The organism is Azohydromonas aeria, assembly GCF_009760915.1.
GTDB lineage: Bacteria > Pseudomonadota > Gammaproteobacteria > Burkholderiales > Burkholderiaceae_C > Azohydromonas > Azohydromonas aeria.
Genome location: NZ_VIDQ01000068.1, coordinates 1 through 13,817, shown reverse-complemented (window position 1 = coordinate 13,817; position 13,817 = coordinate 1). Strand labels below are relative to the sequence as shown.

Annotated in this window: 9 protein-coding genes; 5 read left to right on the top strand and 4 right to left on the bottom strand. The window is 72.8% G+C overall.

Annotated features, from left to right (window positions below; all coding sequences use genetic code 11):
* The first annotated feature begins 137 nt into the window (after nt 1-137).
* Entirely contained in the window at nt 138-3,194 is a 3,057-nt protein-coding gene (locus FJ694_RS27890; protein ID WP_157270813.1) for a CHASE domain-containing hybrid sensor histidine kinase/response regulator family protein, read from the top strand.
* A gap of 75 nt (nt 3,195-3,269) precedes the next feature.
* Here FJ694_RS27890 and FJ694_RS27885 read toward each other — a convergent pair whose 3' ends face one another.
* The 4 genes from FJ694_RS27885 to FJ694_RS27870 all read right to left on the bottom strand — a co-directional run bounded on the left by FJ694_RS27885 (nt 3,270) and on the right by FJ694_RS27870 (nt 10,640).
* Complete coding sequence (locus tag FJ694_RS27885; protein WP_198321036.1) at nt 3,270-4,088, bottom strand: EAL domain-containing protein; 819 nt, start codon at nt 4,086-4,088, stop codon at nt 3,270-3,272.
* A 159-nt stretch (nt 4,089-4,247) separates the two neighbouring features.
* A complete protein-coding gene (locus FJ694_RS27880; protein WP_198321035.1) occupies nt 4,248-6,059 on the bottom strand; it encodes a sensor domain-containing diguanylate cyclase in 1,812 nt (603 codons plus the stop codon).
* 121 nt (nt 6,060-6,180) lie between these two features.
* A complete protein-coding gene (locus tag FJ694_RS27875; protein ID WP_198321034.1) occupies nt 6,181-8,712 on the bottom strand; it encodes a PAS domain S-box protein in 2,532 nt (843 codons plus the stop codon).
* Nucleotides 8,713-8,810: 98 nt separating this feature from the next.
* Nucleotides 8,811-10,640: a methyl-accepting chemotaxis protein gene (locus tag FJ694_RS27870; RefSeq protein WP_157270809.1), complete on the bottom strand. Its 1,830-nt coding sequence runs from the start codon at nt 10,638-10,640 to the stop codon at nt 8,811-8,813.
* Nucleotides 10,641-10,979: 339 nt separating this feature from the next.
* Here FJ694_RS27870 and FJ694_RS27865 point away from each other — a divergent pair, with 339 nt between their 5' ends.
* From FJ694_RS27865 to FJ694_RS27850, 4 genes are all read left to right on the top strand, one after another.
* Nucleotides 10,980-12,113 (top strand): methyl-accepting chemotaxis protein, encoded by a 1,134-nt coding sequence (locus tag FJ694_RS27865; RefSeq protein ID WP_157270808.1) that lies wholly within the window; start codon nt 10,980-10,982, stop codon nt 12,111-12,113.
* 85 nt (nt 12,114-12,198) lie between these two features.
* On the top strand, nt 12,199-12,561 hold the full coding sequence (locus FJ694_RS27860) for a response regulator (protein WP_157270807.1): 363 nt from the start codon (nt 12,199-12,201) through the stop codon (nt 12,559-12,561).
* A gap of 11 nt (nt 12,562-12,572) precedes the next feature.
* Complete coding sequence (locus FJ694_RS27855) at nt 12,573-12,860, top strand: STAS domain-containing protein (RefSeq protein WP_157270806.1); 288 nt, start codon at nt 12,573-12,575, stop codon at nt 12,858-12,860.
* A 10-nt stretch (nt 12,861-12,870) separates the two neighbouring features.
* On the top strand, nt 12,871-13,817 hold a 947-nt coding region (locus tag FJ694_RS27850), incomplete at its 3' end, for an Hpt domain-containing protein (RefSeq protein ID WP_198321033.1).

Here is a 13,817-nt window from a genome sequence, read left to right as displayed (position 1 = left end):
GGCCGCCGCGCCGGCATGCCGCGGCCACGGCCGGCGATCCGGCCGCCCTCGTCATCCCCGTCCCGCGGCCTCGCAAGGCCGCACCGCCGCTCGTCGGCCCCCTGCCTTGCGCGCAAGGCAACGATTCCATTCCGTTCATGACCCCTCCCGCGCGCCCCCCAGGACACAAGCATCTGCGTGGCGTCGTGGTGTCGCTGTGGCTGCTGGGCCTGGTGTCGAGCGCGCTGGCCGGCTGGTGGATACAGCAGCACAACCAGGCCGTGCACGGTGCCCGGCTGCAGGCGCTGGTCGATGAGCGGGTGCGCTCGATCCAGACGCGACTGCTGCGCTATGAGAACGGGCTGCGCGGCACGCTGGGCGCCGTGCTGGTGGCCGGCGGCGAGGCGCTCACCCGCCGCCAGTTCGAGACCTACATCAAGGCACGCGACGTCGCGCGCGAGTTTCCGGGCTTGCGTGGCTTCGGCTTCATCCGCCGCGTGCCGCCGCAGCGCCTGGCGGACTTCCTGGCCGCCGCCCGCGGCGAAGGGCCGGAAAGCTTCAGCCTGCGCGAGATGGCGCCCCATGCCGGCGACCACCTGGTGGTCCAGTATCTCTACCCGCACCCGGACGACGCCGCGGCCTGGGGCCTGGACATCGGCGGCGATGCCGACCGCCGCGAGACCGCGCTGGCGGCCATGCGCACGGCGCAGGTCCGGATGTCGGCGCCGCTCACGCTGATGCAGGCCCGGCAGCAGGCCAACGACGCCGTGCTGGTGATGCTGCCCGTCTACCGCACCGAAACCGACCCCGGCACCGCCGCGGCGCGGCAGGCCGCCACGGTGGGCTGGGTCTATGCCGTCGTCACGGTGTCCGAGGCGCTGCGCGACCCCGGGCTGGCCCTGGACGAGTTCGCCTATGCCCTGACCGACACGGTGGGCGGGCGCTTCTACGCCTCGCCCGGCTTTGCCGCCTCGCCGGCGGCCGACGTCCCGGACGCCGCCCGCCGCGAGCTCACGGTCCACGGGCGCACCTGGACGCTGCAGGCGCACGCCCTGCCCGGGCTGACCGCGGCGGACCAGCTGCCCAACGGCCGGGCCGTGGCGGGCGGCCTGGCCGCGCTGTGCACGCTGCTGGCGCTGGGCGGCAACCAGCTGCTGCGCGGCCGGCGCCGCCGCCTGGAGCTGCTGGAGCACCTGGAGGAGCGCGTGGCCGGGCGCACGGCCGAGCTCGAACATGCGCGGCGCGACCTGGGCAACATCCTCGATGCCCTGCCCTCGCTCATCAGCTACTGGGACCGCGACCTGGTCAACCGCTTCGCCAACGCCGCGGTGCGCCAGTGGCTGGGGCTGGAGCCCGACGCGCCGCGCCGGCCGCACCTGCGCGAGGTGCTGGGCGACGCCCTCTACGAGAAAAGCCTGCCCCACGCACTGGCCGCGCTGCGCGGCGAGCCGCAGCGCTTCGAGCGCAGCTTCCCGCGGCCCGGCGGCCAGGGCCTGCGCCACTCGGTGTCGTACTACCTGCCCGACGTGGTGGACGGCGAGGTACGCGGCTTCTACTCCCTCGTCCATGACGTGACGGAGATCGTGGAGAGCCGCCGCGCGCTGGACGCGGAGCGCCAGCGGCTGGACGACATCCTGCGCGACACCAACGTCGCCACCTGGGAGTGGAACGTGCAGACGGGCGAGACCCGCTTCAACGAGCGCTGGGCGCAGATCATCGGCTGGCGGCTCGAAGAGCTGCAGCCCGTGTCCATCGACACCTGGACGCGACTCTTCCATCCCGAGGACCTCAAGCATTCGGCCGAGCTGCTGGAGCGGCACTTCCGCGGCGAGCTCGACCACTACGAGTGCGAGGCGCGGCTGCGCCACCGCGACGGCCACTGGGTCTGGGTGCGCGACAGCGGCCGCGTGATCACGTGGAGCGAGGACGGCAAGCCGCTGTGGATGCACGGCATCCACCAGGACATCGCGAAGCGCAAGGCGCTGGAGGAGGCGCTGCACGAGCGCACGCGCCAGGCCGAGGCCGCCAGCCTGGCCAAGAGCGCCTTCCTGGCGAACATGAGCCACGAGATCCGCACGCCCATGAACGCGATCCTCGGCCTCACGCACCTGCTGGCCAGCGAAGGCGCCACGCCGCGGCAGGCCGGGCAACTGGCCAAGGTGGAGGACGCGGCGCGGCACCTGCTGTCCATCATCAACGACATCCTGGACCTCTCCAAGATCGAGGCCGGCAAGGTGCGGCTGGAGGAGCGCAACTTCTCGCTGCCCGCGCTGCTGGAGCAGGTGCGCTCCATCGTCGGCACCAGTGCCGCGGCCAAGGGACTGCGCTTCGAGGTGGACGCGGGCGAGGTGCCGGCGTGGCTCGTCGGCGACGACACGCGGCTGCGCCAGGCGCTGCTCAACTACGCCGGCAATGCCGTGAAGTTCACCGAGGCGGGCTCCATCCGGCTGCGGGCGCAGCAGCAGCGGCACCGCCAGGGCCAGTGGCTGCTGGTGCGCTTCTCGGTCGAGGACACGGGCGTGGGCATCCGGCCGGAGCAGGTGCCCCGCCTGTTCCAGGCTTTCGAGCAGGCCGAGGCCTCCACCACGCGCGAGCACGGCGGCACGGGGCTGGGGCTGGCCATCACGCGGCGGCTGGCCGAGCTCATGGGCGGCAGCGCCGGCGCGCAGCCGCGCCAGGGCGGCGGCAGCGTCTTCTGGTTCACCGCCTGGCTGCAGCGCGGCACGGCGGCCGGGCAGCCGGCGCCGGCCCTGGCCCAGGCCGATGCGCTGCCGTGGCTCAGGCGCCGCGGCGCGCGGGTGCTGTTGGCCGAGGACAACGCCGTCAACCGCGAGATCGCGCTGGTGCTGCTGCGCAACGCCGGGCTGGAGGTCGATGTCGCGGAAAACGGCCAGCAGGCGCTGGAGCGGCTGCAGCAGCGGCACTGCGACCTCGTGCTCATGGACATGCAGATGCCCGTGATGGACGGGCTGCAGGCCACCCATGCGCTGCGCGCGCTGCCCGGCTTCGAGCGGTTGCCCGTGCTGGCGCTCACGGCCAACGCCTTCGACGAGGACCGCGCGGCCTGCCTGGCCGCGGGCATGAACGACTTCGTCTCCAAGCCGGTGGAGCCGCTGGCGCTGTACGCGACGCTGGCGAAGTGGCTGTCGTCGTCTGCGGACGCGGGCGGCCCGCAGGCAGCGCCGGGTACGGACGACCCGGCACCGGCGGCGTAGCGCCGCGCCGGCAGCCGCCCTGCCTGGCTTGCCCAGGGTGCGGGCGGGCGCGGCAGCGCGCGGAGTGCGTGCCCGTCAGACCGGCACGGGCTCGCCGAACATGGACAGCTGTTGCGCCCGCACCAGGGCCTGGAAGGACGGCCTGGCGAAGAGGTAGCCCTGCATCAGCGAGATGCCGATGTCGGCCAGGAAGTCGCGCTCGGCGGCCGTTTCCACGCCCTCGGCCACGACGCGGATGCCCAGCTCGCAGCACAGCGCCGTGACGTGGCGCACGATGGCCTGCCGGGGGCGGCTGGCCTCGATGCCGCGCAGCAGCCCCATGTCGAGCTTGACGATGTCGGGCACGAAGTCCGACAGCAGCGACAACCCGGCATAGCCGGCGCCGAAGTCGTCAATCGCCGTCTGGAAGCCGATGCGCTTGTACTCGCGCATGACCTCGGCATACCACGCCGCGTCCTTCACGTGCTCGCCCTCGGTGGTCTCGAAGATGATGCGGTCGACGGGAAAGCCGTGCGTGCGCGCGGCCTCCAGCGTGGTGCGGATGCAGACCTCGGGCTTGTAGACCGCGTTGGGCAGGAAGTTGATGGACAGCCGGGCATCGATGCCCAGCGCCACGGCCTCGCGAATGGCCTTGACGCGGCAGAGCTGATCGAAGCGGTAGCGGTTGTCGTCGTTGACCTGCTGCAGCACGCTGTAGGCGCCCTGGCCCTGGGGGCCGCGCACCAGCGCCTCGTGCGCCCAGACGTCGCCGGCAGCCAGGTCCACGATGGGCTGGTAGGCGAAGCTGAAGTCGAAGCCCAGCTTGTCTGCCGACGCGCAGTCGCCGCCGCAGGCGGCCGGGTGGTCCGCCGGGGCTGGAGCATGGAGCAGGACGGGAATGGTGAATTCGGACATGGTCATGTGTTCGGCCCGTCGTGACCGGGCTTGAGGATGGGGGCGTGATCGCTGCCCGGCATGCCGGCCCCGCTGGTCAATACGTCACGGACCCGGCCCGGCGGGCGGCGCCCAAGCCGTCGCATGCCCGCACAGGGGCACGGCGGCCGGGAATGCCGCTCAACACTCCAGCGTGGCGAAATGCAGCTCGGCGCGCCGCTTGGCCTGGTACATCGCCTCGTCCGCGGCCTGCATGAGGCGCGTTGCGTCGCGCAGCGGCCCCGGCTGCACCGCGATGCCGATGCTCGGCCTGATGTGCAGCGCGGCCCTGTCAACGTGGAGCGCCGGCGCCATGGCGTCCAGCACCTTCGCGGCGATGACGGCCGGATCGACGTCGGGGTGCGTGATGCGGTCGAGCAGCACCACGAACTCGTCGCCGCCCAGCCGCGCGATGAAGTCGCTCCTGCGCAGGCAGCCGCGCAGCCGGTGGGCGAACTCGCACAGCACCGCGTCGCCGGCCGCATGGCCGAAGCTGTCGTTGACCTGCTTGAAGCCGTCGAGGTCGAGGAACATGACGGTGGCCGGCACGCCCGCGCGCTGCGCGCGGGCGACGCCGCGCTGGATCTCCTCGTCCCACGCGGCCCGGTTGGGCAGCCCGGTGAGCGCATCCGTCAGGGCGCGCTCGTGCAGCATGCGCGCGAGCTGCGTCTTCTCGGTGAGGTCGTGCACCATGAGGTGGAAGCCCGTGCGCTGCCCGCAAGGCGGCCCGTGCGGCGTCGCCTGGTGCTCCGGGACGTAGGTGGCATGCATGTGCCGCAGCTCGCCGCCGCGGGTCACGTCCATGTCGAAGGCCACCGTCTGGCCGGCCAGCACCTGCTGCAGCCGCGGCAGGATGCCGACGTAGTGCTCGCGGCGCAGGATCTCGCTCATGTGCCGCCCCAGGATGGCTTCCGGCTCCAGCCCGAACCACTGGGCATAGGGCCGGTTGACGAAGCGGTAGCGCAGGTCGGCGCCGACGTGGGCCACGAGCGCGGGCATGTTGTCGGCCACGGTGCGCATGCGCTGCTCGCTCTTGCGCAGCCGCTCCTCGGCGGCCAGCCGGTCGGTGATGTCGTGCATCACGCACACGGCCCCTTGCAGCGTGCCGTCCGCAGCGCGCAGCGGGTCGGCATTGCACAGCACCGTGCGCGGTGCCTGGCCGCGCGCCTTGATGACTATCGCCGCCTCGCGCACGCGCTCGCCGCGCCAGGCGCGCAGCAGCGGAATGCGCTCGGTGGCGAGCAGCTCGTGCCCGCCGGGCTCGTGCAGGTCGAAGTGCTGCGCCCAGCTCTCGGGCGGCAGCGCGCGGGGATCGACGCCATGCCAGTCTCGCGCCGTCCGGTTGAACTCGCCCAGCAGCCCCGTGGCATCGCAGGTCACCACGGCGTCGGGCATGGCTTCGAGCAGCAGCGCCAGCGTGCCCTCGCGCGACTCGGCGCGCAGGCGCTGGCGCCGCGCCTCCAGGCTGCCGGCGGCACGGCGTGCCAGGCGCTGCAGCGCCTCGCGCTGCGTCGCGTCCAGCGTGCGGGGACGCGTGTTGTCGATCACGCACAGCGTTCCCAGGCGGTGGCCGTCCAGGGTGACCAGCGGCATGCCGGCATAGGAGCGGATGTGCGGGGCGCCGGTGACCAGCGGGTTGTCGGCAAAGCGCGGGTCCTGCCTGGCGTCCGGGATCTCGAACAGGCCGTCGCTCTCGATGGCGTGGGTGCAGAACGAAATGGCGCGCGGCGTCTGCTCGGCCCCCAGGCCGCAACGCGCCTTGAACCACTGCCGATCGGCGTCCACCAGGCTGACCAGGGCGATGGGCGCGTCGCACAGCCGCACCGCCAGCCAGGCCAGGTCGTCGAACTCGGCTTCGGGCGGTGTGTCGAGGATGTGCAGGTCGTGCAGCGCCTGCAGCCGCGCCCCTTCGGCGGGGTCCGTGCCGGCTCCTTCGCGTCGATGAATGGCCATGCGTTCACTGTTCATGTTGCCGCGCAGGCCCGTCGGGCGGGCGCGGTCACGGATGATGATGTGCCGCGCGGTCCCAACCTATTCAGGATCGTGAAAACGTGCCGTCCCGCCGTGCAATCCTTCACTCCCGCCCGCGGCCCAGCCAGCGCAGCAGCGTCGCATACAGTTGCTCGGGCTCCACCGGCTTGGCGACGTGGTCATTCATGCCCGCGTCCAGGCAGGCCTGGCGGTCCTCCTCGAAGGCATTGGCCGTCATGGCGATGATGGGCAGCCCCGCGCCCAGGCGCCGGCGGATCCGGCGCGTGGCTTCCAGGCCGTCCATCACCGGCATCTGCACGTCCATCAGCACGAGGTCATAGGGCCTGGCGGACACCAGCTCCACGGCCACCTGGCCATTGTCGGCGGTCTCGACCGACAGCGAGACGGCGCGCAGCACGGCCAAGGCGACTTCGCGGTTGACGATGTGGTCCTCGACCAGCAGCACGCGCCGCCCCGCGTGGCGCGAGCGCAGCAGCGCCTCCGTCTCCTCCCTCGACAGGCTCCTGGCGGCGGCGCCGGCCTGCCCCGATGCCTGCGGGACCTGGCCGAGCCAGGCGGTGAACCAGAAGGTGCTGCCCTCGCCCGGCACGCTGCGCAGCCCGGCCTCGCCGCCCATCAGGCCCGCGAGGTGGCGCACCAGCGCCAGGCCCAGGCCGGTGCCGCCGTGGCGCCGCGTGATCGAGCCGTCGGCCTGCTCGAAGGCCTCGAACACGGCCTGCTGGCGCTCCGGCGGGATGCCCGGCCCGGTGTCGCTCACCTCGAAGCGCGCCAGCAGCCGCGGCCCTTCCTCCCGCACTGGCCCCATGCGCAGCCGCACCGAGCCGGCGGCGGTGAACTTGACCGCGTTGGACAGCAGGTTGAGCAGCGCCTGCGACAGCCGTGTCGCATCGCCTCGCAGGCGCCGGGGCAGCCCGCCCGTGTCCAGCGCCAGCGCCAGCCCCTTGTCGGCCGCCAGGCCGCGCACGAGCTCCAGCGAGCGGCCCAGCACGTCGTCCAGCGTGAACTCGGCATCCTCCAGCACCATCTTGCCGGCCTCGATCTTGGAGAGGTCCAGGATGTCGTTGATGACCTGCAGCAGGTGCCGCGCGGCGTCGATGACCTGCGCCAGGCGCTGCCGCTGCAGCGGCTCGCGCAGCTCGCGCTGCAGCAGGTGGGCGAGTCCGAGGATGGCGTTCATCGGCGTGCGGATCTCGTGGCTCATGTTGGCCAGGAAGGCGCTCTTGGCGGCATTGGCCACCTCGGCCTGGCGGGTGCGCTCGCGCAGCTGCTCCTCCAGCGCCCGGCGCTCGGTCAGGTCGGTGAGCAACGCCAGGAAGCCCAGGGCCTCCTCCCGGGCGTCGCGCAGCACGCTCAGGTGCAGCAGGCCAGGGAAGGACGTGCCGTCGTCGCGCACGTAGGTCCACTCGTTGCGCGGACCCTCGCCCGGGCGGGCCCGCTCGGGCAGCAGCCCGGCAATCAGCGCCGCGGGCATGCGCGCCGCCTCGGCCTGCACGTCGCTCGGGAAGAACTGGGCCTTGTAGGTCAGCTCCTCGGGCTCGCAGAAGTCCGTCACCAGACGGCCCAGGGCTTGCGCCGCGGTGCAGCGGAACATGCCTTCGGCGGCCGGGTTGAAGGACGTGATGCGCCCTTCGAGATCGGTCGCGATGACGGCGATGCGCGCGCTGGCCACGATGGCCTTCTCGCGCCCGGCGAGGGCTTCGAGCTCGGCGGTGCGCTGGCGCACCTGCTGCTCCAGCACCTCGCGCGCGGTGCGCTGCTCGTGGATGTCGGTGGCCGAGCCGAACCAGCGCACGACCTGTCCCTGCTCGTCGAACACCGGCTCCACCCGCAACAGGTGCCAGCGGTAGAGCCCGTCATGCCGGCGGATGCGGTGCTCGTGCATGACCGGTCCGGGCACGGCCAGGGCACGCTGCCACACCGCCTGCGTGTCCGGCAGGTCGTCGGGATGGATGGTGGCCTCCCAGCCCTCGCCCATGCTGCCGGACAGGTCCAGCCCGGTGTACTCGTGCCAGCGCCTGTTGTACCAGTCGACGTGGCCGCCGGGCTGGTTGCTCCAGAGCAGGTCGGGCACCAGGTTGGCAATGGCGCGCATCTGCGCCTCGCTCTCGCGCAGCGCCGCCTCGGCACGCCGCCGCCGCGTCGTCTCGATGATCGTGATGAGCACGCCCGCCACGCTTCCCGCCGCGTCGTGCACCGGGCAGTAGGTCACCGAGAACCAGGCGTCCTGCACCACGCCCGCGCGCTCGAGCGGGTACAGCGCATCCTCGAACATCAGCGGCTCGCCCCGGAAGACCCGCTCGTAGAGCGGCGCGGTGACGTGCCGGAACTCGGGCCAGCACTCGTGCGTGGGCTGGCCCAGTCCGGCCGGGTGCTTGGCGCCCATCACGTCGCGGTAGGCGTCGTTGTAGATCTGGATGAGCCCGGGTCCCCACAGCACGACGCTGGCCTGGGGATTGGCCAGCATGAGCTGCACGGCCGTGCGCAGGATGGCCGGCCAGCGCGCCACGGGGCCCAGGGGCGTGGCAGCCCAGTCGAGCTCGCGCACGCGCTGCGCCATCTCGCCGCCGGCGAAGGGCCAGCCGGAGGAGTCGTGATCAGGTCGGTTGCGGTCCACGGCAGTGGCATTCCAGGCAGGTGATGCGGTTGCAGCAATGCATTTGCCCGGCACGCGCCCGCCGACCCATGACATGTGCGGGCCAACGGCCCGTCAGCTCAGCACAGCTTGAATCCCTGCACCTGGGCGTTGAGCTGCTCGCCCTGCTCGCGCAGCGCCAGCGAGGCGCGCGTGAGCTCGTCCACCAGCGCGCCGTTCTCGGCCGTGACGGCGTGCAGCGAGCGCAGCTCTTCCAGGATGGCGGTGGACTGGCGGTGGCCCGTGCGCGACAGCTCCACGATGCCCGCCATGGCCTGCTGGATGCCGTCCACGTGGCCCTCGCTGGCGGCGATCGAGGCGCCGGCCACCGCCGACAGCGCGCTGCCCTGGCCGATGTCCTCGGTGGCCCGCCCGATGAGCTCGCCGATCTGGCGCGCGGACTCCGCGCTGCGCAGCGCCAGGCTGCGCACCTCCTGCGCCACCACCGCGAAGCCGCGGCCGGCCGCGCCGGCCTTGCCCGCTTCCACCGAGGCGTTGAGCGCCAGGATGCCGGTGCGCAGCGCGATGGCGTCGATGGTGCCGACGATGGCCTCGATGTCGCGGCTCTTGCCCTGCAGCGCCTGCATGCGCGCGGCCAGCTGCGCCATGTGCTTGCGGCTGCGCGCGGCCTCCAGCCGCAGCGCCTGCACCGAGGCGGCGGCCTCGTCCACGCGCGCCACGCTGTGCTGCGCCTGCGCGGCGTATTGCGTCACGCCCTGCACCACCTGGTCCAGGCCCTGCGTGGCGCGCCGGGTGCGGTCGGCCAGGTCCTCGTTGCCCATGGCGATCTGCTGCGAGGCCTGCCCCGCGGCGCCCACGCCGCGGCGCACCGCGGCCAGCAGGTCCGACAGCCGCGCCAGCGAGCTCGACAGCGACCACATCGTCGCCGCCACCTCGTCGCGCCCGCGCGGCCGCGGCCGCGCGCTGAGGTTGCCGTCGGCCAGCTGCCCCATCTCGCGCCGCAGCGCCTGCAGCCCGCCCGAGAGCACCTTGTAGAAGGCCAGCTGCAGGTACAGCGTCACCAGCAGCGCGGCCAGCACGCCCAGCACCAGCACCACCTGCTGCGACACCACCGCGTCCGCGCGCTGGCGCAGCTTGTGCTCCAGCAGCTGCAGCGCCTTGCCGCGCAGCGCCTCGACCGCGTCCAGGGCAGCCTGCGACTGCGCGCGCAGCGCGTCGGGCTCGGGGTCCAGGCGCAGCAGCTTCTCCACCGCTTCGAAGGCCTTGTCAGCCTCGGCGCGCGGCAGCTCGCCGGCACTCCCCTCGTGGGCATCCCGCGCCAGGAACAGCAGCCGCAGCACCATGGCCTCGGGCACGCCGCGCTCGGCCGGGGCACTGGCCACGAAATTCCTGATCGACTGCTGCAGGTCCGGGACGAGGAACAGGCCCAGACGGCTCAGGTGGAAGCCTTCGCCCCACTCCTGCAGGCCCAGCGCCGAAACCCGCAACACCTCGCGCCGCAGCACCGACAGCGAGCGCTCCAGCGCAGCGCCTTCCTGCGCGCCGGCCTGCAACTGGGGCCAGGCGGCCATTTCCGGCAATCCGGCCTGCGTGGCGCGCCGGCGCGCCTGCTCCAGCGCCGCGCGCCGCGCGCCGTCGCCGGGATGCAGCGCCACCTGCTGCGCCGCCTCGGCGTACTCCAGCGCGGCCAGCTCGATGTGGGTATGGCGCAGCAGCCGCTGCTGCCAGGCCAGGTGCGAGCCGGCCAGCAGCAGCAGCGGCAGCATGAACAAGGCGGTGGTGAGCGCCACCTTGCCGCGCATGGACAGGTTGCGCATGAGCCGCACCGCCGGCGCCAGCAGGCCGTGGTAGGCGAAGTACTGGCGCACGGGCTCCAGCCACGGCAATGCGGCGTGGGGCCGGGATGCGGCGGACGGGCCGCTGGCGTGCGTGGTCGGTACGGTGCTCATGAAAAGGGCGGCGCCGACGGCAGCGTTGCGGGCTGCTGTCATCGGCAGCCGCGGCCGCAGCTGAACGAATGCCTGCGAGCTTGGCGCAGGGGCAGTATCAAATCGTCACAAGGTTGTGACATTGAATGCCCCCTGGCAGGCGCCCGTGGATTGCGCACGCAACGACAGGCGCCCGTGCACGCGATGTATCACGCCGCGGCAGGCGGCGCGCCGGTGCTGCCCACGCGGGCGTGGGCTTCGTGCGTTATGTCGCGACAGTGCCTGCGGGAAACGCGTGGCGCTCAACACCGTGCCGCGCCGGCCGATAGACCGCCGGACAACTGAGAGCCGCCTGCACCCATGTCCGTTTCCACCCTCACGCCCGCCGCCGACTCCTCCGCCGCACCCCGCGGGACGCTGCGCCGCGCCCTGGCCGCCACGGGTGCGGCCGCCGGCTGCCTGCTGGCCGCGCAGGGCGGATGGATGCTGGGCCTGGGGCTGGCGCTGGCCTGCGGCTCGGCGGGGGCCCTGGCCGCTCCGGCGCGCGCGGCCCGCGACGACCGCGCCGCGGCCGAATGCAGCGGCGCGGCGCTCATGGCGCAGCAGGTGGTGCCGGTGTGGGAGCGGCAGCTGCAGTCGGCGCGCCAGTCGGCCGAGGACGGGCTGGCCGGCGCGATGCAGGGGCTGGCCGGCATCACCGAGGGGCTCGCCGTGGTGGAGCAGCAGGCCACGCAGCTCAACCTCTCGGCCACGGCCGGCGCCGCCGACGAGGTGCTGGGCGCCAACGCCGCTGCGCTGGAGGCCCTGCTGGCGCCGATGCGGCGCGCCTTCGGGCAGCGCGACCAAGCGCTGGGCCTGCTGGGCGAGCTGCGCGAGCCCATGGCGCTGCTCACGCAGCTGTCGCAGCAGCTGCAGGCGGTGTCGGCGCACACGCGGCTGCTGTCCATCAACGCCTCCATCGAGGCCAGCCGCGTTGCCGACGACGGCGGGCTGCGCGCCGTGGCCGAGGAAGTGCGCGCCGTGGCCGCGCGCATCGGCGACACCGGCGAGCACATCGGCCGCCACCTGGGCGAGCTGGAGCAGGCCATCCAGCGCACGCAACACCAGGGCGAGCTGCAGAACACCAGCGCCGAGGAGCTGCGCATCGAGCTGCAGCTGCGCGCGCGCGAGGCGCTGTCGCTGATGCTCGGCAGCCTCAGCGAGAACGTGAACACTTCACAGGCGCTGCGCGCGGGCTGCGAAGCATTGCGCACCGAGGCCGAGCGCATGCTGGTGAGTTTTCAATTCGGTGACCGTTTGAACCAGATGCTTTGCATACTGGGCCAGGACATGGAGCGTTTCGTGGCCTGGCTGGCCGAGAACCGCGACGCCAGCAACGCCGACGCGGCGCAGTGGCTGGCCACGCTCGAAGCCAGCTACACCATGGAAGAACAGCGCGCACGCCATCACGACAACGTGCTCGTGCAGCGCAGCGCCGGGGTCGAGTTCTTTTGACGCGCCAGCCGGCACCGAGCACCCACCACGGATTCCGTTTCCGACTTCGATACCAACAACCGGCCTTCCCGGGAGAGAAACACCCATGAGCAAGACCATTCTCATCGTCGACGACTCGGCGAGCTTTCGCACCCTGGTGAAGCTGGCGCTGCAGAAGGCCGGCTACGCCGTGATCGAAGCCGTGGACGGCAAGGACGCCATCGCCAAGCTGGGCAACAAGATCAACCTGGTCGTGTGCGACGTCAACATGCCCAACATGGACGGGCTGACCTTCGTGCGCCACCTCAAGGCGCAGGCCGCGCACAAGTTCGTGCCGGTGATCATGCTGACCACCGAGTCGCAGGAAGCCAAGAAGGCCGAAGGCCGCGCCGCCGGCGTGCGCGCCTGGATCACCAAGCCTTTCCAGCCCTCGCAGCTGGTGGACGCGGTAACCAAGCTCTGCGTCTGACGCGACGAGGCATGAGCATGCTCGCGCTCGGCCCGGAGCTGACCATCGCGCAGGCCGCCACGGTGCGCGAGGCGCTGCTGCAGGCGCTGCAGGCCGGTGCCGGCGACCTGGCGCTGGACCTCTCCGGCGTCATCGACTTCGACAGCGCCGGCGTGCAGCTGCTGCTGGCCACGCGGCGCAGCCTGCAGGCGCAGGGCCGCGCGCTGGTGCTGCACCAGCCCAGCGCCGCCGTGCGCGACGCGCTGCAGTGCCTGGGCCTGCGGCAGCTGCTGCCGGCGGCGCACGGCGCCCACGAGTGAAGGACCGACGGTGAACCAACCGTACGACGACGACGCCGCCATCATCGCCGCCGCGCGCGAGGGCTTCCTGGCCGAGGCGCAGGAGATGCTGCAGCAGTTCGAGCAGTCGCTGCTGGGCCTGGAGCAGGCCCCCGGCGACTCGGAGCTGCTCAACGCGGCCTTCCGCGCCGCGCACACCATCAAGGGCACCGCGGGCCTGTTCGGCTTCGACGCCCTGGTGGCCTTCACGCACGAGGTCGAGACGCTGATGGAGGCGCTGCGCAGCGGCGCGCTGCAGGCCGACGAGGCCATCTGCGCCGCGCTGCTGGAGAGCCTGGACCAGATGCAGGTGCTGCTCGGCGAGGTCGAGCTCGGCAGCGCCGACCCCGTGGTGGCCGAGCGCAGCGCCGTGCTGGGCGCGCAGCTGCGCGCGCTGCTGCAGGGCGGCACGGCCGCGCCCCGGACGCAGCCACAACAGCAATTGCAGCCGGCGTCCGTGCGGGATGCGCCCGCAACCGGATCGGCCGGCGCCGGATGGCAGGTCGCGGTCGGCTTCGGCGCCGACGCGCTGCGCAACGGCCTGGACCCGCTGGCCTTCATCCGCTACCTGGCCCGGCTGGGCAGCGAATGCAGCGTCGCCACGCGCGTGGACGCGGTGCCGGCGCTGGAGGCGCTCGACGCCGAGAGCTGCCACCTGGGCTTCGACATCCGGTTGATGTCCGAGGCGCCGCGCGCCGAGGTCGAGGGCGTGTTCGAGTTCGCGCTCGACGACTGCGAGCTGCGCATCGATCCGCTGGCTCCGCAAGTGGACGCGGCCGCTGCGGCACCTGCTCCCGTTCCGGCTGGAACCATTGCCGACGCGGCACCGGCCGAGCCGGCGGCGCCTGCCGCGGCCGAGCCCGCCGTGCCGGCGGCGGTGAACGCCGCGCTGGCCGTGCGGCGCCAGGGCGCGGCCGAGCGCCGCGGCGCGGCGCAGCC

What these genes read in the sequence shown, in the direction of transcription:
- FJ694_RS27890 (WP_157270813.1), top strand. Translation starts at nt 138, where the DNA reads ATGACCCCTCCCGCGCGCCCCCCAGGACACAAGCATCTGCGTGGCGTC.
- FJ694_RS27885 (WP_198321036.1), bottom strand. Translation starts at nt 4,088, where the DNA reads ATGTCCGAATTCACCATTCCCGTCCTGCTCCATGCTCCAGCCCCGGCG.
- FJ694_RS27880 (WP_198321035.1), bottom strand. Translation starts at nt 6,059, where the DNA reads ATGGCCATTCATCGACGCGAAGGAGCCGGCACGGACCCCGCCGAAGGG.
- FJ694_RS27870 (WP_157270809.1), bottom strand. Translation starts at nt 10,640, where the DNA reads ATGAGCACCGTACCGACCACGCACGCCAGCGGCCCGTCCGCCGCATCC.
- FJ694_RS27865 (WP_157270808.1), top strand. Translation starts at nt 10,980, where the DNA reads ATGTCCGTTTCCACCCTCACGCCCGCCGCCGACTCCTCCGCCGCACCC.
- FJ694_RS27860 (WP_157270807.1), top strand. Translation starts at nt 12,199, where the DNA reads ATGAGCAAGACCATTCTCATCGTCGACGACTCGGCGAGCTTTCGCACC.
- FJ694_RS27855 (WP_157270806.1), top strand. Translation starts at nt 12,573, where the DNA reads ATGAGCATGCTCGCGCTCGGCCCGGAGCTGACCATCGCGCAGGCCGCC.